This window comes from Pseudomonas sp. FSL R10-0399, assembly GCF_009600165.1.
GTDB classification, from domain to species: Bacteria; Pseudomonadota; Gammaproteobacteria; order Pseudomonadales; family Pseudomonadaceae; genus Aquipseudomonas; species Aquipseudomonas helleri.
On record NZ_WIWK01000123.1, the window covers coordinates 1 to 17,076 of the forward strand.

Genomic DNA, 17,076 nt, shown 5'->3' on the forward strand with positions numbered 1-17,076 from the left:
CAGCGGTATCCCGTGCTGGGCGCTGCGTCGCCCGGCGTGGGCGCCTCAAGCAGGCGATGACTGGCGCGAAGTGGCCAACTGGGCTGAGCTGGTCCAGGCCCTCAAACCCTTCCAGCGCCCGCTGTTCACACTGGGCCGCGAGCCACTGCAACATCTGGACGAAATCCCCGAGCAGCAGTTCTGGACCTTGCGCGCCCTCGACGTATACCCAGGCAATGAACGCTGTGACGTCATCGGCGCCCGCGGCCCCTTCCGGATCGAAGAAGAACGCACACTGTTTGAGCAGCGCCGCATCGACGTCCTGATCAGCAAAAACAGCGGCAGCAGCGCCACCGAACCCAAGCTCGAAGTCGCCCGCGAACGCGGGGTGCCGGTGTTGATTCTCAAGCGGCCGGTGTTGCCGCAAGTAGATCGCGAGTTTTGGACGGCTACGCAATTGCTAGAGGCTTTACATCGACTGTAGAACCAACTTCTTAATCAGTAACAACAGATAAGTGACTCGAAATAAATAGCCACCAGCCTGGATTATGAGGAGCAAAAATGAGTGAAGAAATCACCCAATTTGATATTGCTAGCTACTTAAAAAGTCCTGAAGACATGGCGGCTTATCTAGATGCCTGCTGTCAAGAAGATAGCGGGGACGGTAGCTTGATTCGTGCTGCTCTGAGCGATATTGCCCGCGCCCAAATTCAGAACTCACTACCAATATCAACGCCGTATCTCCCCTGACGTTAATTAACGCGACATTTCGCCACACACACGGCCTTTTTACTTACGCAGGCCATTCAGGCTAAATAGCCGCCTTGATCGCTTCACTCATGGAATGTGTCATGTCCCGACAACGGTTTGCATTTGCCTGGATCGCCTGCTTCGCAGTGCTGTTCAACATGCTCGCCATGTCGATGGGCGGGGCCATGGCATCCACTGGCAGCGAGCCGGCCGAGCAGGTGATGTGGAGCAGTTTCTGCACCTCCACGGGCACCAAGATGGTGGCCGTGTCGCTGGGCAAGTTTGACACCGCCGACAGCCACAAAGACGATCACTCAAACATGCAGCATTGCTGGTGCTGCTCAGGCTCGGCGCCGCTGGTGGCGCTGCCCGCGCATATCCCCACGCTGTATTTCGCCGCGATTGAACGGGGCCACAGTCAGCTCCCCGATCACCTCAAACGGCCCACCCCGCGCCAGCAATGGCCGAGCCTTAACCCCCGCGCTTCCCCTCTGGTCTGATTCGTCCTCGCAACCTTTTTGCGCCTGAATCATTTCGGAGAATGACCATGTTGAACCTGTCCCTGTTCAAGCACGCCGTTATTGCGGCGGCTTTGTTGTTGCCTGCCTGTTTTGCCAACGCCCACGAATACAAAAGTGGTGATCTGCAAATCACTCATCCGTGGTCGCAAGAACTGCCGCCCAACGCGCCCACCGTGGCCGCGTACTTTGTGATCCATAACACCGGCAGCACCGCCGACCGCCTGCTCAGCGCCGACACCCCGATTGCCGGGGGCGCCGAGCTGCACCAGCACGTGATGCAGGGCGACATGATGCGCATGCAACCGGTGACCGACGTCGTCGTTGCCCCCGGTGGCACGGTGACCTTCGGGCCGATGGCGTACCACGTGATGCTGGTCGACATTAAAGACCGCAGCCTGCTGCAAGACGGCAAACGCTTCCCGCTGACCCTGCATTTCGAGAAAGCCGGTGACATACCGGTTGAAGTCTCGGTGCAAAAACAGCCCCCTGAAGACAACATGGAACACATGCACGCTCACTAACGACCCCGGTTTTTGAGCTCCATGCGCGCTCCTCGCGCCAGGCACTCCATGTCGCAAGTTCGCGGCAGTTGGCTGAGCCTGTTTGCCATGCTGATGATTTTTATCGGCCCGCTGATTTCCCAAGCGGTGCCGATGAATCATCACGGCTCCATGTCGATGCCAATGTCCATGGAGATGGGCATGGACATGTCGGCGCACGGCGAACACGCCGAGCATCACGCGCCGTCTGCCGAGCACCATGCACTGTGGGAAAAATGCGGCTACTGCACGCTGCTGTTCAGTTGCCCGGCCCTGCCGCACACCGCTGACATCACCCTGTTCGACTCGCTGCGCCCCAAAAGTTATCTGGCACAGCCCACACGGTTGGGGCATGCGCAACAACCGATCTTCCCCGGCGCCCGCGCGCGGGCGCCTCCGGCATTCGTTTAAGCACGTTCACAACATCCTCTACCTGGCCGACCTGCAGGCGCTGCTCTAGACAGCCGCAGGGCGTCGGCCGTGTTGTTTTCGCTTGAATACTGGAATGCCTATGTCCCGCTTTACTGCTGCCTCCCGTTTGCCTCACGCCCACACGGTGTTGCCCTTTGCCCTGAGCACACTGTGCTGCGCGTTGCTGGCACCCGCCGCCCTGGCCGCCGAGACACCTGACGAGCACGCCGCACACGCCAATGAGATCAGCCCGCTGGTGATTACCGCCATCGCCCCCAGTTCGCCGCTGACCATCGTCACCAACCCCAAAGACCCGCGCCAGCCGGTGCCTGCCAGCGATGGCGGGGATTATTTGAAGACCATCCCCGGCTTTGCCCTGATCCGCAATGGCGGCACCAACGGCGAGCCGATCTTGCGCGGCATGTTCGGGTCGCGGCTCAACATTCTTACCAACGGCGGCCAGATGATCGGCGCCTGCCCCGGCCGCATGGACACGCCAACCTCCTATATCGCCCCCGAAACCTACGACAAACTCACCGTCATCAAAGGCCCGCAAAGCGTGCAGTGGGGGCCGGGTTCGTCAGCAGGCACGGTGCTGTTTGAACGTGAGCCCGAGCATTTCGGTGAGCTGGGTTCGCGCATCAACGCCAGCGTGCTGGCAGGCTCCAACGGGCGTTTCGACAAGACCCTCGATGCCGCCGTCGGGGGCACGCAGGGCTACCTACGGGTCGTCGGCAACACCGCCCACTCCGACGATTACAAAGACGGTGACGGCCACACCGTGCCGTCGCGCTACGACAAATGGAACGGCGACGTCGCCCTCGGCTGGACCCCGGACGCCGACACCCTGCTCGAACTCACCGCTGGCAAGGGCGATGGCGAAGCCCGCTCGGCCGGACGTGGCATGGACGGCAGCCAGTACAAGCGCGAAAGCCTCGGCCTGCGCTTTGAAAAGTCCAACATCGGCGACGTGCTCGACAAGCTCGAAGCGCAGGTCTACTACAACTACGCCGACCACGTGATGGACAACTACACCCTGCGCACCCCGTCCGGTACCGGCATGATGGCCGGGCCCATGGGCGTAAACGTTGACCGGCGCACCCTCGGCGCACGCATCAAGGCCACCTGGCGCTGGGCCGATGTGCAGTTGATCAGCGGTATCGACGCGCAAACCAACGAACACCGCACCCGCTCCGGCATGGGCATCGACACCTACAAAGAGCAAAGCTGGACTAAGGACGCCGATTTCCACAACTACGGCGCCTTTGCCGAGTTGACCTGGTACGCCGCCGAGCGCGATCGCGTGATCACCGGCGCCCGTCTGGACCGCGCCTCGGCCAAGGATTTCCGGGCCCGGCTGGGCTCGGGGATGATGAGCAAGCCCAACCCGACCCAGGACAACACCCGCGCCGACACGCTGCCCAGCGGCTTCGTGCGTTATGAACATGACATGGCCAACAGCCCGACCACCGTGTACGCAGGCTTGGGCCATGTGCAGCGCTTCCCGGACTACTGGGAACTGTTTTCGCCCAACTCCGGGCCGGCCGGTTCGGTGAACGCCTTCGACGCTATCAAGCCTGAAAAAACCACCCAGCTCGACGTCGGCCTGCAATACAAAACCCAGGACCTCGAAGCCTGGGTGTCGGCCTATGCCGGGGTGATTCACGACTACATCCTGTTCGACTACACGCAAACCAGTTCCCAGGCGCAAAACATCAACGCCCGCATCATGGGCGGCGAATTGGGCGCCGCGTATCAACTGACCGAACACTGGAAGGCCGACGCGACCCTGGCCTACGCCTGGGGCAAAAACACCACGGACGGTAAAGCTCTGCCGCAAATGCCGCCGCTGGACACCCGCCTCGGCCTGACCTACAGCGAAGACGACTGGAGCGCTGGCGCCCTGTGGCGTGTGGTTGCACGCCAAGACCGCATCGACCGCAACGCGGGCAACGTGGTCGGCAAGGACTACGGCAAGAGCGCCGGCTTTGGCGTGTTCTCGTTGAACGGCGCGTACCGCATCAACAAAAACCTCAAGGTCAGCGCCGGGGTCGACAACCTGCTGGATAAAACCTACAGCGAGCACCTGAACATGGCGGGCAACGCCGGGTTTGGCTACCCGTCGAACGACCCGACCGCGATCAACGAACCAGGCCGCACGCTCTGGACCAAGGTTGATGTGAGTTTCTAACAATCAGAGCGCTGTAACTCTTTGTGGGAGCGGGCTTGCTCGCGATGGCAGCACTGCGGGGCAACTGAAGACCGCGTCGCCTGCATCACGAGCAAGCCCGCTCCCACGGGGTTTGCATTCGACAATAAATCGTTAACTTTGCGGAGCCGCTCCTGATGAGCCAACCCACACCGTCGTTCTACAACCTGGCCTGGCGCTGGCATTTCTATGCCGGGCTGTTTGTCGCGCCGTTCATGATTCTGCTGGCCCTGACCGGGATTATTTACCTGTTCAAACCCCAGCTCGACCCTTTGCTCTACGACCACCTGATCAACGTCAGCCCTGGCCATCACCGTCTCAGTGCCGACGACCAGCTCCAGCGCGTGCAGGCCACTTATCCACAGGGCCATATCAGCCAGTACCTGCCGCCGATCAACCCTGAGCGCAGCGCGCAATTTGTGCTCAGCAACGCCGGGCGCCAGCTCAATGTGTTTATCAACCCGTACAGCGGCGAAGTGCTGGGCGAGCAAGATGCCAAGCTCAACCTGCAAGCCGTGGCCCGTGCCCTGCACGGCGAGTTGATGATCGGCACCCTCGGTGACCGGCTGGTGGAACTCGCCGCTGGCTGGGGCGTGGTGCTGGTGGTGTCAGGCTTGTACCTGTGGTGGCCGCGCGGGCAATCTGCGGCGGGTATCTTGTGGCCGCGCTTGAGCCGTCGCGGCCGGGTCTTGTGGCGCGACCTGCATGCCGTTACCGGGTTCTGGGGCGCAGCCTTGCTGTTGTTCATGCTGATCAGCGGCATGACCTGGACCGGTTTCTGGGGCAAGCAATACGCCGACCTGTGGAACCAGTTCCCCGCCGCCATGTGGAACAACGTGCCCCAATCAGACGTTGAAGCCCGCACCCTCAACAGCGCCGCCCGCCAGACCGTGCCCTGGGCCATGGAAAACACACCGATGCCGGTGTCCGGCGCGCACGCCGAGCACATGGCCCACGGCGCTCACACGTCTGGCCCGGCGGCGCCCGGCATCACCTTGCAACAGGTGGTCGACACCGCCAGCACGCGCAAGGTCGAACCCGGCTACAGCATCACCCTGCCCACCACGGCACAAGGCGTGTTTACCATTGCCGTGTTCGCTGACGACCCGCGCAACGACGCCACCTTGCATGTCGATCAGTACACCGGCGAGGTCCTGGCCGATGTGCGTTGGCAGCATTACAGCAACGTCGCTCGCGCCACGGAAATGGGCGTGATGCTCCACGAAGGCAAGCTGTTCGGCTCGCTGAACCAGATCGCGATTCTGCTGATCTGCCTGATGATCCTGTTAAGTTCGACCAGCGGCCTGGTGATCTGGTGGAAACGCCGCCCCAAAGGCGGCCTCGGCGTGCCACCGCTGCGCCATGACCTGCCGACCTGGAAAACCGGGGTGGTGATCATCCTCGCCCTGGCGGTGGCGTTCCCCTTGGTCGGAGCCTCGTTGATTGGCGTCTGGCTGCTCGACCGTTTACTGCTGCTCGTGCGCTCAAAGCCTCAACATGAGCGTGCCTCATAGTGGGGATGAAACATCCGAGATGCGCGATCCAGAGATATGTGGATACTGGCACGCCAGTATCACGCGAGAAATTGTTGTTACTGTGTAACAAAACAATTTAAGCTCGATCACCCGCCGCCAGGAGGCAGCGGGCACACCTCCAGAAAAAAGCGACTCACTGCCCTAATGAACAAGTACCTGCTTTCCAGCCTTTGCCTGCTGGTGGTTAACAGCGCCCACGCGGATGACACCGCGCCGTCCCTGATGCTGCCTGCCGCTACCATCACCGCCCCTGAAATCGATGCCGAAAGCATCGACCTCAAGACCGCCACCACCGCCGGTTCGCGTCTGAACCTCAGCAGCCTCGAAACCCCGGCCAGCGTTGAAAGCCTGACCGGCGCGCAGATCCGCGCCCGTGGCGACAGCAGCGTGCAGGACGCCGTAACCCGCACCACCGGCATCAGCTTCACCGGCTCGCCGGGCAATGGCGGTTCGGCGTACTCGGCGCGCGGTTTTGTCGGTGAAGGTTCGGTCATGCAGCTGTACGACGGCACTCGCATGTACAGCGGCGCGGGCACCGTGACCTTCCCGGTGGACGACTGGTCGGTTGAGCGCATCGACGTGCTGCGCGGCCCGGCGTCGGTGTTGTATGGCGAAGGCGCAACCGGGGCGGTGATCAACGTGATCCCGAAAAAACCGTTCAGCGGCGAGATCGAAAACCACATCCGCGTCGGCTACGGCTCCTACGATCGCCAACAGCAGGCACTGGACAGCGGCGGCTCGCTGACCGACACCCTGAGCTACCGGTTGAACATCAACCATACCCAGAGCAATGGCTGGATCGACCACGGCGATTCTGAAAACACTTTTATCAGCGCGGCCCTGCGCTGGCAGGCCACGGATGATCTGGCGTTCACCCTGAGCCACGACTACGGCGACCAGGAGCCGCAAAACGACTTTGGCGTGCCGTTGATCAATGGCCGTTATCACAAGGGCCTGCGCGACAAGAACTACAACGTCAGTGACGCCAAGCTGCACTACAACGATCAGTGGACGCGCCTGAACAGCGAATGGCGGATCAACGACAACCTGACCGCCACCAACGAACTGTATTACCTCAAGGCCCAGCGCCGTTGGCAGAACGCCGAAAACCACGCCTGGGACGAGGCCAGCCAAACCCTGCTGCGCGGCGGCTATTTCAGCATCAAGCATGAGCAGGAACAGGTCGGCGACCGCCAGACCTTCGCGCTCAGCCATGACCTGTTCGGCCTCAAGAGCAAAACCCTGGTGGGCATGGACTACAACCGTATCCACTTCAATTTGCACAGCAACTCGCCGTACCACGACGTGGACGCAGACGGCCAGCCGATCGACCTGTACCACCCGGACCGTGGCCAATGGCAAAGTGCTTCGCCTTACCGCGACCAGTTCACCACCACCACGCAGCAGTTTTCGCTGTTCGCCGAAAACCGCACCGAGCTGACCGATCAGCTGTCGCTGGTGACCGGCGTGCGCCGCGACATGGTGCACCTGGACCGCGATGATTTCTCTGACACGGGCGACTCCACCCACAGTGACCGCAGCCTGTCGGCCAACAGCTGGAAAGTCGGGCTGGTGTACGAACTGACCCCGGACACCTCGGTTTACGCCCAACAAGCCACCAGCGTCGATGGCGTCGGCGGTTTGATCAGCCTGAGCCAGAACCAGCAAAACTTTGGCCTGGCCCATGCGCGCCAGACCGAAGTCGGCTTCAAGCAACTGTTCTGGGACCAGCGCGGCGAGTGGACACTGGCGGCGTATCACATCGTCAAAAAGGATTTGCTGACCACTGACCCGGCCGACTTCACCCGCACGCTGCAAGTGGGCGAACAGTCCTCCAAAGGCCTGGAAGCCAGCCTTGATCTGCAACTGCCACACCGCTGGCAACTCCAGGCCAACGCCGCCATCGTCCGTGCGCAATACGACAAATTCGATCAGGGCGGCGTGTCGCTCAAAGGCAACCGCCCCGCCGAAGTACCGCGCCGTACCGCCAACCTGTGGTTGAGCAAAGCCGTGACCGACGACGTGAACGCGGGCGCCGGTGTGCGCTATGTCGACGCGCGTTACGCAGACCTGGCCAACACCGCCGTGTTGCCGAGCTACACCGTGGTGGATGCCACCGTGAGCTGGAAAGCGCTGCCAAAAACCACCCTGGGGCTGCGCGTAAACAATTTGTTCAACCGCCAATACGCCTTAAGCCAATACAATGACGGCCAACAATGGATCATGGGTGAACCGCGTTCGGTCTTCGTTACGGCGGATTACACCTTCTAAGCACAACACATGACCTGTAGGAGCGAGCTTGCTCGCGATCTTTTAAAGATCAAAAGATCGCGAGCAAGCTCGCTCCTACAGAGTTCACTCATTGGAATGTTCATGAGCACGCTCACCCTCACCAAACTCGCCTGGACGCCCTTGGGCCACGGCCATTGTCATCACCAGTTCAAGCTGCGTGATGCCAACCTGCACGTGGCAGCCGGTGAGTTTGTGGGGCTGATCGGGCCCAACGGCAGCGGTAAAACCAGCCTGTTGCGCTGTGCTTATCGCTTCAGCAAGCCCGAAGCGGGCGAGGTTCATCTCGGCCCGCACAACCTGTGGCAACAATCACCACGCTGGTGCGCCCAGCGCATCGCCGTGGTATTGCAAGAATTCCCTGACGCCTTTGGCCTGACCGTTGATGAAGTGGTCGCCATGGGCCGTACCCCGCACAAAGGCCTGTTTGACGGCGACACCCAGGCCGACCGCGAACTGGCCAGAGACGCCCTCGAATCCGTCGGCCTGCAAGGCTTTGAAGACCACGCCTTCGCCACCCTCTCGGGCGGCGAAAAACAGCGTGTGATCCTGGCCCGCGCCCTGACGCAACAACCCGACCTGCTGATCCTCGACGAACCGACCAACCACCTCGACCCGCGTTATCAGCTGGAGCTGCTGCAACGGGTCAAGCGCCTGAACATCGGCACCCTGGCCAGCATCCACGACCTGAATCTGGCGGCGGCTTTTTGTGATCGGCTGTACGTGATCAACCACGGCAAGATCATCGCCAGCGGCACGCCGCGCGAGGTGTTGACCGTTGAATTATTACGCAACGTTTTCGGCGTGGACGCGCTGGTCGATGACCACCCACTGTCCGGCTACCCGCGCATTACCTGGATAACCCAACCATGAAGCTGATCCGTCTCGCCCTGTGCCTGGCTGCTTTATTCGGCGCGCAACTGGCTCAGGCCGACGCCACGACCTACCCGCTGACGATTAAAAGCTGCAACCGTGACGTGACCTTCACGCAAGCGCCCAAACACGCGGTCAGCCACGACATCAACATGACCCAAATGATGCTCGCCCTGGGCCTCAAGCCGCGCATGGCCGGGTACAGCGGCATCAGTGGCTGGAAGTCGGTCACGCCCGAGATGAAGGCCATTCTCGACGGCCTGCCCGAGCTGGCCAGCAAGTACCCGTCGGTTGAAACCCTGCTCAATGCCAACGTTGATTTCTTCTTCGCCGGCTGGGATTACGGCATGCGCGTGGGTGGTGACCTCACGCCGCACACCCTCACCCCGCTGGGTATCAACGTGTATGAGCTGACCGAGTCATGCGCGTTTGTGATGAAGCGCCCTCCCGCCAGCATGGAAGACACCTACAACGACTTGCGCAACCTCGGCAAAATCTTCGACGTGCAAGACCGCGCCAACGCATTGATCGCACAGATGCAGGCAAAAATCGCCGACGTGCAGAAGTCCCTTCCGGCGTCAAAACCCCGGGTGTTTTTGTATGACAGCGGCGAAGACCGCGCCATGACCTCGGGCAAGCTGGGCATCCCCCACGCCTTGATTGAAGCCGCGGGTGGCGATGACATCCTCAGCGACATCGACGCCAGCTGGACCCGCGTTAACTGGGAAACCGTGGTCGAGCGCAACCCCGAGGTCATCGTGATCGTCGACTACAGCGAAGTCACCGCCGAGCAAAAACAGCGCTTTCTCGAAACCAACCCGGCCCTGCAATCGGTGGACGCCATCAAGCACAAACGCTTTATCGTCATCCCCTATGTGCAAGCCACGCCGGGCATCGACAACGTGCTGGCCATCGAAACCCTGGCCAAAGGGTTTCACCCACAATGATGTCTAACCGCTACGCCCTGTTACTGATCAGCCTTGGCGCACTGCTGCTGGTGTCATGCGTGGTGTCGCTGGGCTTTGGCCCGGCGCGGGTGCCGGTCGACGTGGTGTGGCACATTGTGCTGAACAAAGTGTTTGGCCTCGGTGAGGTGAGCTGGAGCGCTGGCCAGGAGCACATCGTGTGGCTGATCCGCGTGCCGCGCATGCTGCTCGGCGCCTTGGTAGGGGCGGGTCTGGCGTTGATCGGGGCGGTGTTGCAAGCCGTGACCCGCAACCCGCTGGCTGATCCGCACTTGCTCGGCGTCACCAGCGGCGCGACCTTGGGCGCGGTGATTGTGGTGCTGCACGTGGGCGAAATCGTCGGCCTGCTGACCTTGCCCATTGCCGCCTTTATCGGCGCCCTGCTGAGCATGCTGCTGGTACTGGCCATCGCCAGTCGTCAGGGGCGTCTGGATAGCGACCGCCTGCTGCTGTGTGGCGTGGCCGTATCTTTCGTGATGATGGCGGTGGCCAATACCTTGCTGTTTTTGGGCGACCACCGCGCCAGTTCTGCAGTGCTGTTCTGGATGCTCGGCGGCCTCGGGCTGGCCCGCTGGGAACTGCTGGCCGTGCCCAGCGCCGTGGTGCTGCTGGGGCTGTTTTTGCTGCTGGGCATGGCCCGCCCGCTGAACGCCCTGATGGCTGGCGAGCAAACCGCCGTCACCCTCGGCCTGAATGCGCGCAATGTACGGCTCAAGGTGTTCTTGATCGCCTCGCTGATGACCGGCGTACTGGTGGCCATCAGCGGTTCCATCGGCTTTGTCGGCCTGATGATCCCGCATATAGCCCGCCGCCTGGTGGGCGCTGAACACCGGCGTTTACTGCCGGTGTCGGCGCTGCTGGGCAGCGTGTTTCTGGTCTGGGTCGACGTCGCCGCCCGCACCCTGATCGCCCCCGAAGACTTGCCCATCGGCGTGGCCACTGCGGCCATCGGCGGGTTGTTCTTTATCGGTTTAATGCGCAAGCGATAACTCTCCTCCCCTCCTGCACCAGCACCGCGCACGCTGCGCACCAAAGCCGACTTCAGGCTCCGAACTGGTGCGCCAATACTCACAGCATTGTCCACAAGCCCCATTACAGAGCCCTCGCACCACTTCGGCACAGACCTTGCAAAAACCCTCCCAGTGTTCGTATCGACCCTTAAAACAACGAGACATCTGGAGATCGGCCCATGAAGCGTCGTAGCTTGATCAAAGCGTTCACCCTCTCGGCATCCATTGCCGCCATGGGTCTGACCTGGACGGTGCAAGCCGCCGAGACCATCAAGGTGGGGATTCTGCATTCGTTGTCCGGGACCATGGCGATCTCTGAAACCTCGCTCAAAGACATGGCCTTGATGACCATCGACGAGATCAACGCCAAGGGCGGGGTGAACGGCAAGATGCTCGAACCGGTGGTGGTCGACCCGGCTTCCAACTGGCCGCTGTTTGCCGAAAAGGCCCGCCAGTTGCTGACCCAGGACAAGGTCGCGGTGGTGTTCGGTTGCTGGACCTCGGTGTCCCGTAAATCGGTACTGCCGGTGTTTGAAGAACTCAACGGCCTGCTGTTCTACCCGGTGCAATACGAAGGCGAAGAGATGTCGCCCAACGTGTTCTACACCGGTGCAGCGCCTAACCAGCAAGCCATCCCGGCGGTTGAGTATTTGATGAGCGAAGACGGCGGCAGCGCCAAGCGCTTCGTGCTGCTGGGCACCGACTACGTGTACCCGCGCACCACCAACAAAATCCTGCGTGCGTTCCTGCACTCCAAGGGCGTAGCCGACAAGGATATCCAGGAGGTCTACACGCCGTTTGGTCACAGCGATTACCAGACCATCGTGTCCAACATCAAAAAGTTCTCGGCAGGAGGCAAAACCGCGGTGATCTCCACCGTGAACGGCGACTCCAACGTACCGTTCTATAAAGAGCTGGCCAACCAGGGCCTAAAAGCCACCGACGTGCCGGTGATTGCGTTCTCGGTGGGCGAAGAAGAACTGCGCGGCATCGACACCAAACCATTGGTGGGCAACCTCGCCGCCTGGAACTACTTCGAATCGGTGGATAACCCGGTCAACAAGAAGTTTGTCGACGACTGGAAAGCCTACGCCAAGGCCCACAACTTGCCGGGCGCTGACAAAGCCGTGACCAACGACCCGATGGAAGCCACCTACGTGGGCATTCATATGTGGGCGCAGGCGGCTGAAAAAGCCAAGTCCACCGATGTCGATAAAGTCCGCGAGGCCATGGCCGGCCAGACCTTCGCCGCGCCGTCGGGTTACACCCTGACCATGGACAAGACCAACCACCACCTGCACAAGCCGGTGATGATCGGCGAGATCCAGGATGACGGCCAGTTCAACGTGGTATGGCAAACCCCAGAGCCTATCCGCGCCCAGCCATGGAGCCCGTTCATTCCTGGCAACGACAAAAAACCGGACGCCCCGGTGAAAAGTAACTAACCCCCGGCAGCATCGTTGTGCCGCTGTGGGAGCGGGCTTGCTCGCGAATGTATCGACGCGGTTTCTTGCCAAAACCGCATTGAATGAATCGCGAGCAAGCCCGCTCCCACAGGGATGTTGAGTTGTTTCTATTTGCGCAAGGCTAAAACTATGCCCACTGCCCTTTTTCGTTTTATCTGCGCACTCTTGGTGTTATTGCCACTGGGCGCTTACGCCGATGACGCCAGCGATTTCGCGGCGGCCAATAATTCGGTGCAGGCCCAACTCCTCGAAAGCTGGGCGGCCCAGCCCACGCCCGCCCGTGTTGAGCTGATCAACAGCCTGCAACAGGGGCAAGTCACCGTCGACGGCAACGTCAAAACCTTGCGCCTTAACAACCGTCTGCGCGGGCTGGTTGAGACCGCTCTGGCCAGCCACCAACTGCTGGCCGCCGACCCGAAACTGCGGCTGAGCGCCGCCCAGCAACTGCAAAAATCCGCCAAACCCGCGCAGCTTAAATTTCTCGACCAGCAACTGGCAGAAGAAACCGACCACGATGTGCACACGGCTTTGAGCCTGGCGCTGGCCAACCTGCAACTGGTCGATCCGGACCCCGCCGTACGCTTGAGCGCCGTGCGTTTGCTCGGTGAAACAGGCGAACCGCTGGCCCGCACACGCCTTGAAAACCTGCTGCAACCGGACGTCGAAACCAACGCCACGGTGCGCACCGCAGCCGAAACCAGCTTGGCCCAGGTCAAACGCAAACTGCTGATCGGCGACCTGCTCGGCCAAGCCTTTAGCGGCTTGTCGCTGGGCTCGATTCTGCTGCTCGCGGCCCTCGGCCTGGCCATCACCTTCGGCTTGCTGGGGGTGATCAACATGGCCCACGGCGAGATGCTGATGCTCGGCGCCTACTCGACCTATTGCGTGCAGTTACTGTTTCAACGCTTCGCCCCCGGCGCCATCGAGTTCTACCCGTTGCTGGCCCTGCCGGTAGCGTTTTTCGTGACTGCCGCCATCGGCATGGTGCTGGAGCGCACCATCATTCGTCACCTCTATGGCCGCCCGCTGGAAACCCTGCTGGCGACGTGGGGCATCAGCCTGATCCTGATCCAGTTGGTGCGCGTGCTGTTCGGCGCACAAAACGTCGAAGTGGCCAACCCGGCCTGGCTTTCGGGCGGGATTCAAGTGCTGCCCAACCTGGTGCTGCCGTACAACCGTCTGGTGATTATCGTCTTCGCCCTGGCCGTGGTGTTCCTGACCTGGCTTCTGCTGAACAAAACCCGCCTGGGCCTCAACGTGCGCGCCGTCACCCAGAACCGCAACATGGCCGCCTGCTGCGGCGTACCGACCGGCCGCGTGGACATGCTCGCCTTCGGCCTGGGTTCGGGTATTGCCGGGCTCGGCGGCGTGGCCTTGAGCCAGATCGGCAACGTCGGCCCGGACCTTGGCCAGGGCTACATCATCGACTCGTTTCTGGTGGTGGTGCTGGGCGGCGTCGGCCAACTGGCGGGCACCGTGTACGCGGCCTTCGGGCTGGGCATCGCGAACAAGATTCTTGAACCACAGATCGGCGCCGTGCTCGGCAAAATCCTGATCCTGGGGCTGATCATTCTGTTTATCCAGAAGCGCCCGCAAGGTCTCTTCGCGCTTAAAGGACGGGTGATCGACTGATGAATCAGCCTCTGATGCTTACCGCCACACAAAAAGCCGGGCCCACCGTGACCGCACTGGTCGGCGGCCTGATCCTGCTAGTGCTGCTGGCCATGCCGCTGCTCTCGCTATTGCCCGCCGACAGCCCGTTCCAGGTGTCGGCCTACACCCTGACACTGGTGGGCAAGATCCTCTGCTACGCCATCGTTGCCTTGGCGCTGGACTTGGTCTGGGGTTATGCCGGGCTGTTGTCGCTGGGCCATGGCTTGTTCTTTGCCCTGGGCGGCTATGCCATGGGCATGTACCTGATGCGCCAGGCTTCGGGCGACGCGTTGCCAGACTTCATGACCTTTTTATCGTGGACTGAGTTGCCGTGGTACTGGGTCGGTACCGAGCACTTCTGGTGGGCGATGTGCCTGGTGGTGCTGGCGCCCGGTTTGCTGGCCCTGGTGTTCGGTTTTTTTGCCTTCCGCTCGCGGATCAAAGGCGTGTACTTCTCGATCATGACCCAAGCGTTGACCTTCGCCGGGATGCTGCTGTTTTTCCGCAACGAAACCGGCTTTGGCGGCAACAACGGCTTCACCAATTTCCGTAGCATCCTGGGCTTTGGCATCACTGAGCCCGGCACCCGGGCGGTGCTGTTTCTGGCCACGGTGCTGTTGCTGGTGGCCAGCCTGTTTGTCGGCTGGCGCCTGGCCCGCAGCAAATTTGGCCGGGTACTGACTGCGCTGCGCGACGCCGAAAACCGCCTGATGTTTTGCGGCTACGACCCGCGCGGTTTCAAGCTGTTTGTCTGGGTGCTGAGTGCGGTGCTGTGCGGCCTGGCCGGAGCGTTGTATGTGCCGCAAGTGGGCATCATCAACCCCGGTGAAATGTCGCCGACCAACTCCATCGAAGCCGCCGTGTGGGTCGCCCTGGGCGGGCGCGGCACCCTGATCGGGCCGCTGCTCGGCGCGGGCGTGGTCAACGGCATGAAGAGCTGGTTCACCGTGGCCTTCCCTGAATACTGGCTGTTCTTCCTCGGCGCGCTGTTTATCGTCGTCACGCTGTACCTGCCCAAGGGCATCATCGGCCTGTTGAAGAAACGGGGTGAACAATGAGGAACGTCATGCTCGAACCTGTACTCGACCCCAACAAGGACTCAGGCAGCGGCCGCGACGCCATCGGCTTGGGCCACACTGCTGGCAAGGGCCTGAACACCCGCCACGGCACCATCCTGACGCTCGAAGACATCAGCGTCAGCTTCGATGGCTTTAAGGCCCTGAACAACCTCAACCTGTACATCGGCGTGGGTGAACTGCGCTGCATCATCGGCCCCAACGGTGCCGGTAAAACCACGATGATGGACGTCATCACCGGCAAGACCCGGCCCACCGAAGGCCAGGCCTGGTTTGGGGAAACCCTGGACCTGCGGCAAATGAGCGAAGTGCAGATTGCCCAGGCCGGGATTGGCCGCAAGTTCCAAAAGCCCACGGTGTTTGAAGCCTTGAGCGTGTTCGAAAACCTCGAACTGGCGCAGAAAACCGACAAATCAGTGTGGGCCAGCCTGCGCGCCACCCTCAGCGGCGAGCAGAAAGACCGCATTGCTGAAGTGCTCGAGACCATTCGCTTGAGCAGCTCGGCGCAGCGTCAGGCCGGGTTGCTGTCCCACGGCCAGAAGCAGTTCCTGGAGATCGGCATGCTGCTGATGCAAGACCCGCAACTATTGCTGCTGGACGAGCCAGTGGCGGGCATGACCGACGCCGAAACCGAGTTCACCGCCGAACTGTTCAAAAGCCTCGCAGGCAAACACTCGCTGATGGTGGTAGAGCACGACATGGGCTTTGTCGGCGCCATTGCCGACCACGTCACCGTCTTGCACCAGGGCAGCGTAATGGCCGAAGGCTCGCTGGAGCAGGTGCAGGCGGATGAACGGGTGATTGAGGTGTATCTGGGTCGTTAGATCAAATCCCCCTGTAGGAGCGAGCTTGTCTCGCGATCTTTTACAAGATCAAAAGATCGCGAGACAAGCTCGCTCCTACAAAGGAATGAAGGAATCTGAACATGCTTCAAGTCGAAAAGCTGCACCAGTTCTACGGCGGCAGCCACATCCTGCGCGGCCTGTCGTTTGAGGTCAAAGTGGGCGAAGTCACCTGCCTGCTGGGGCGCAATGGCGTGGGCAAAACCACGCTGCTCAAGTGCCTGATGGGCTTGCTGCCGGTCAAGGAAGGCAGCGTGCAGTGGGAAAGCAAGACCATCACCACGCTCAAGCCCCACCAGCGGGTGCACGCCGGTATTGCCTACGTGCCCCAGGGGCGCGAGATTTTCGGGCGCCTCACCGTTGAAGAAAACCTCCTGATGGGCCTGTCGCGCTTTCCCGGCTCAGAAGCCCGCGAAGTGCCCGCGTTTATCTACGAGCTGTTCCCGGTGTTGCTGCAAATGAAGCATCGGCGTGGCGGCGACCTCTCCGGTGGCCAGCAGCAACAACTGGCGATTGGCCGGGCGTTGGCCAGCCGCCCACGGCTGCTGATTCTCGACGAGCCCACCGAAGGCATTCAGCCCTCGGTGATCAAGGAGATCGGCGCAGTGATCAAAATGCTCGCGGCACGCGGCGACATGGCGATTTTGCTGGTGGAGCAGTTCTACGACTTTGCCGAGGAACTGGCCGATCAGTACCTGGTGATGTCACGGGGCGAAATCGTTCAGCAAGGCCGAGGTGAAAATATGCAAACAGAAGGTGTGCGCGGGCTGGTGACGATTTAATCTGTCACTCTTTCCGGGTAAAAAGTCCTACATATGAACCTGCCTGCCAACACCGCGCTGTTCACCCCCAGCTGGCACGCCGAGCTGGCGCTGGGCTATGGGCGTTTTGGCGACAGTACGCGCCCGACCCTGCGCCGCCACCTCGGCCCGCTGCGGGTGCAAAAGCACCTGTACGC

The 17,076-nt window shown here is 61.3% G+C and carries 15 protein-coding genes and 2 pseudogenes; all 17 read left to right on the plus strand.

All coding sequences use genetic code 11. The features are described 5' to 3' along the window. Positions 1 to 463: precorrin-6A/cobalt-precorrin-6A reductase (locus tag GHO41_RS24765; protein WP_178126570.1), on the plus strand; the 463-nt coding region annotated here is incomplete at its 5' end. Between the two features lie 77 nt (positions 464 to 540). Further along, a pseudogene (locus GHO41_RS24770) lies at positions 541 to 687 on the plus strand (DNA-binding protein); the annotation flags it as partial. Between the two features lie 143 nt (positions 688 to 830). Beyond that, positions 831 to 1,229, plus strand: a complete 399-nt coding sequence (locus GHO41_RS24775; protein WP_048385373.1) for a DUF2946 domain-containing protein — start codon at positions 831 to 833, stop codon at positions 1,227 to 1,229. Between the two features lie 47 nt (positions 1,230 to 1,276). Continuing rightward, a complete protein-coding gene (locus GHO41_RS24780; protein ID WP_048366528.1) occupies positions 1,277 to 1,771 on the plus strand; it encodes a copper chaperone PCu(A)C in 495 nt (164 codons plus the stop codon). 48 nt (positions 1,772 to 1,819) lie between these two features. Further along, positions 1,820 to 2,200 (plus strand): DUF2946 domain-containing protein, encoded by a 381-nt coding sequence (locus tag GHO41_RS24785; protein WP_153434902.1) that lies wholly within the window; start codon positions 1,820 to 1,822, stop codon positions 2,198 to 2,200. Positions 2,201 to 2,300: 100 nt separating this feature from the next. Next, complete coding sequence (locus tag GHO41_RS24790) at positions 2,301 to 4,391, plus strand: TonB-dependent copper receptor (protein ID WP_178126571.1); 2,091 nt, start codon at positions 2,301 to 2,303, stop codon at positions 4,389 to 4,391. A 155-nt stretch (positions 4,392 to 4,546) separates the two neighbouring features. Then, positions 4,547 to 5,923, plus strand: coding sequence for a PepSY domain-containing protein (locus GHO41_RS24795; RefSeq protein ID WP_048366531.1), 1,377 nt, complete (start codon positions 4,547 to 4,549; stop codon positions 5,921 to 5,923). A 165-nt stretch (positions 5,924 to 6,088) separates the two neighbouring features. Continuing rightward, positions 6,089 to 8,215, plus strand: coding sequence for a TonB-dependent siderophore receptor (locus tag GHO41_RS24800; protein WP_153392719.1), 2,127 nt, complete (start codon positions 6,089 to 6,091; stop codon positions 8,213 to 8,215). A gap of 102 nt (positions 8,216 to 8,317) precedes the next feature. Beyond that, positions 8,318 to 9,106 carry an ABC transporter ATP-binding protein gene (locus GHO41_RS24805; protein ID WP_153336620.1) on the plus strand — a complete coding sequence of 263 codons (789 nt, stop codon included), beginning with the start codon at positions 8,318 to 8,320 and terminating at the stop codon, positions 9,104 to 9,106. Beyond that, positions 9,103 to 10,053: an ABC transporter substrate-binding protein gene (locus GHO41_RS24810; RefSeq protein WP_123751197.1), complete on the plus strand. Its 951-nt coding sequence runs from the start codon at positions 9,103 to 9,105 to the stop codon at positions 10,051 to 10,053. Before GHO41_RS24805 ends, GHO41_RS24810 begins: the two co-directional genes overlap by 4 nt. Further along, positions 10,050 to 11,060, plus strand: a complete 1,011-nt coding sequence (locus GHO41_RS24815; protein WP_048385347.1) for an iron ABC transporter permease — start codon at positions 10,050 to 10,052, stop codon at positions 11,058 to 11,060. The genes GHO41_RS24810 and GHO41_RS24815 overlap by 4 nt, the downstream gene beginning before the upstream one ends. 200 nt (positions 11,061 to 11,260) lie before the next feature. Continuing rightward, a complete protein-coding gene (gene urtA, locus GHO41_RS24820) occupies positions 11,261 to 12,526 on the plus strand; it encodes an urea ABC transporter substrate-binding protein (protein ID WP_153336617.1) in 1,266 nt (421 codons plus the stop codon). Between the two features lie 150 nt (positions 12,527 to 12,676). Beyond that, positions 12,677 to 14,179 (plus strand): urea ABC transporter permease subunit UrtB, encoded by a 1,503-nt coding sequence (gene urtB, locus GHO41_RS24825; protein WP_153434904.1) that lies wholly within the window; start codon positions 12,677 to 12,679, stop codon positions 14,177 to 14,179. Then, positions 14,179 to 15,258 carry an urea ABC transporter permease subunit UrtC gene (gene urtC / locus GHO41_RS24830; RefSeq protein ID WP_048366538.1) on the plus strand — a complete coding sequence of 360 codons (1,080 nt, stop codon included), beginning with the start codon at positions 14,179 to 14,181 and terminating at the stop codon, positions 15,256 to 15,258. The genes urtB and urtC overlap by 1 nt, the downstream gene beginning before the upstream one ends. After that, entirely contained in the window at positions 15,255 to 16,100 is an 846-nt protein-coding gene (gene urtD, locus GHO41_RS24835) for an urea ABC transporter ATP-binding protein UrtD (RefSeq protein ID WP_178126572.1), read from the plus strand. The genes urtC and urtD overlap by 4 nt, the downstream gene beginning before the upstream one ends. Before the next feature lie 101 nt (positions 16,101 to 16,201). After that, positions 16,202 to 16,900, plus strand: coding sequence for an urea ABC transporter ATP-binding subunit UrtE (gene urtE, locus GHO41_RS24840; protein ID WP_153434906.1), 699 nt, complete (start codon positions 16,202 to 16,204; stop codon positions 16,898 to 16,900). A 33-nt stretch (positions 16,901 to 16,933) separates the two neighbouring features. Next, a pseudogene (locus GHO41_RS24845) lies at positions 16,934 to 17,076 on the plus strand (urease accessory protein); the annotation flags it as partial.

Coding starts and splice junctions, on each gene's coding strand:
- GHO41_RS24790 (WP_178126571.1), top strand. CDS start 2,301: ATGTCCCGCTTTACTGCTGCCTCCCGTTTGCCTCACGCCCACACGGTG.
- urtB (WP_153434904.1), top strand. CDS start 12,677: ATGCCCACTGCCCTTTTTCGTTTTATCTGCGCACTCTTGGTGTTATTG.
- GHO41_RS24795 (WP_048366531.1), top strand. CDS start 4,547: ATGAGCCAACCCACACCGTCGTTCTACAACCTGGCCTGGCGCTGGCAT.
- GHO41_RS24775 (WP_048385373.1), top strand. CDS start 831: ATGTCCCGACAACGGTTTGCATTTGCCTGGATCGCCTGCTTCGCAGTG.
- urtE (WP_153434906.1), top strand. CDS start 16,202: ATGCTTCAAGTCGAAAAGCTGCACCAGTTCTACGGCGGCAGCCACATC.
- GHO41_RS24810 (WP_123751197.1), top strand. CDS start 9,103: ATGAAGCTGATCCGTCTCGCCCTGTGCCTGGCTGCTTTATTCGGCGCG.
- GHO41_RS24780 (WP_048366528.1), top strand. CDS start 1,277: ATGTTGAACCTGTCCCTGTTCAAGCACGCCGTTATTGCGGCGGCTTTG.
- GHO41_RS24815 (WP_048385347.1), top strand. CDS start 10,050: ATGATGTCTAACCGCTACGCCCTGTTACTGATCAGCCTTGGCGCACTG.
- GHO41_RS24800 (WP_153392719.1), top strand. CDS start 6,089: ATGAACAAGTACCTGCTTTCCAGCCTTTGCCTGCTGGTGGTTAACAGC.
- urtD (WP_178126572.1), top strand. CDS start 15,255: ATGAGGAACGTCATGCTCGAACCTGTACTCGACCCCAACAAGGACTCA.
- urtC (WP_048366538.1), top strand. CDS start 14,179: ATGAATCAGCCTCTGATGCTTACCGCCACACAAAAAGCCGGGCCCACC.
- urtA (WP_153336617.1), top strand. CDS start 11,261: ATGAAGCGTCGTAGCTTGATCAAAGCGTTCACCCTCTCGGCATCCATT.
- GHO41_RS24785 (WP_153434902.1), top strand. CDS start 1,820: ATGTCGCAAGTTCGCGGCAGTTGGCTGAGCCTGTTTGCCATGCTGATG.
- GHO41_RS24805 (WP_153336620.1), top strand. CDS start 8,318: ATGAGCACGCTCACCCTCACCAAACTCGCCTGGACGCCCTTGGGCCAC.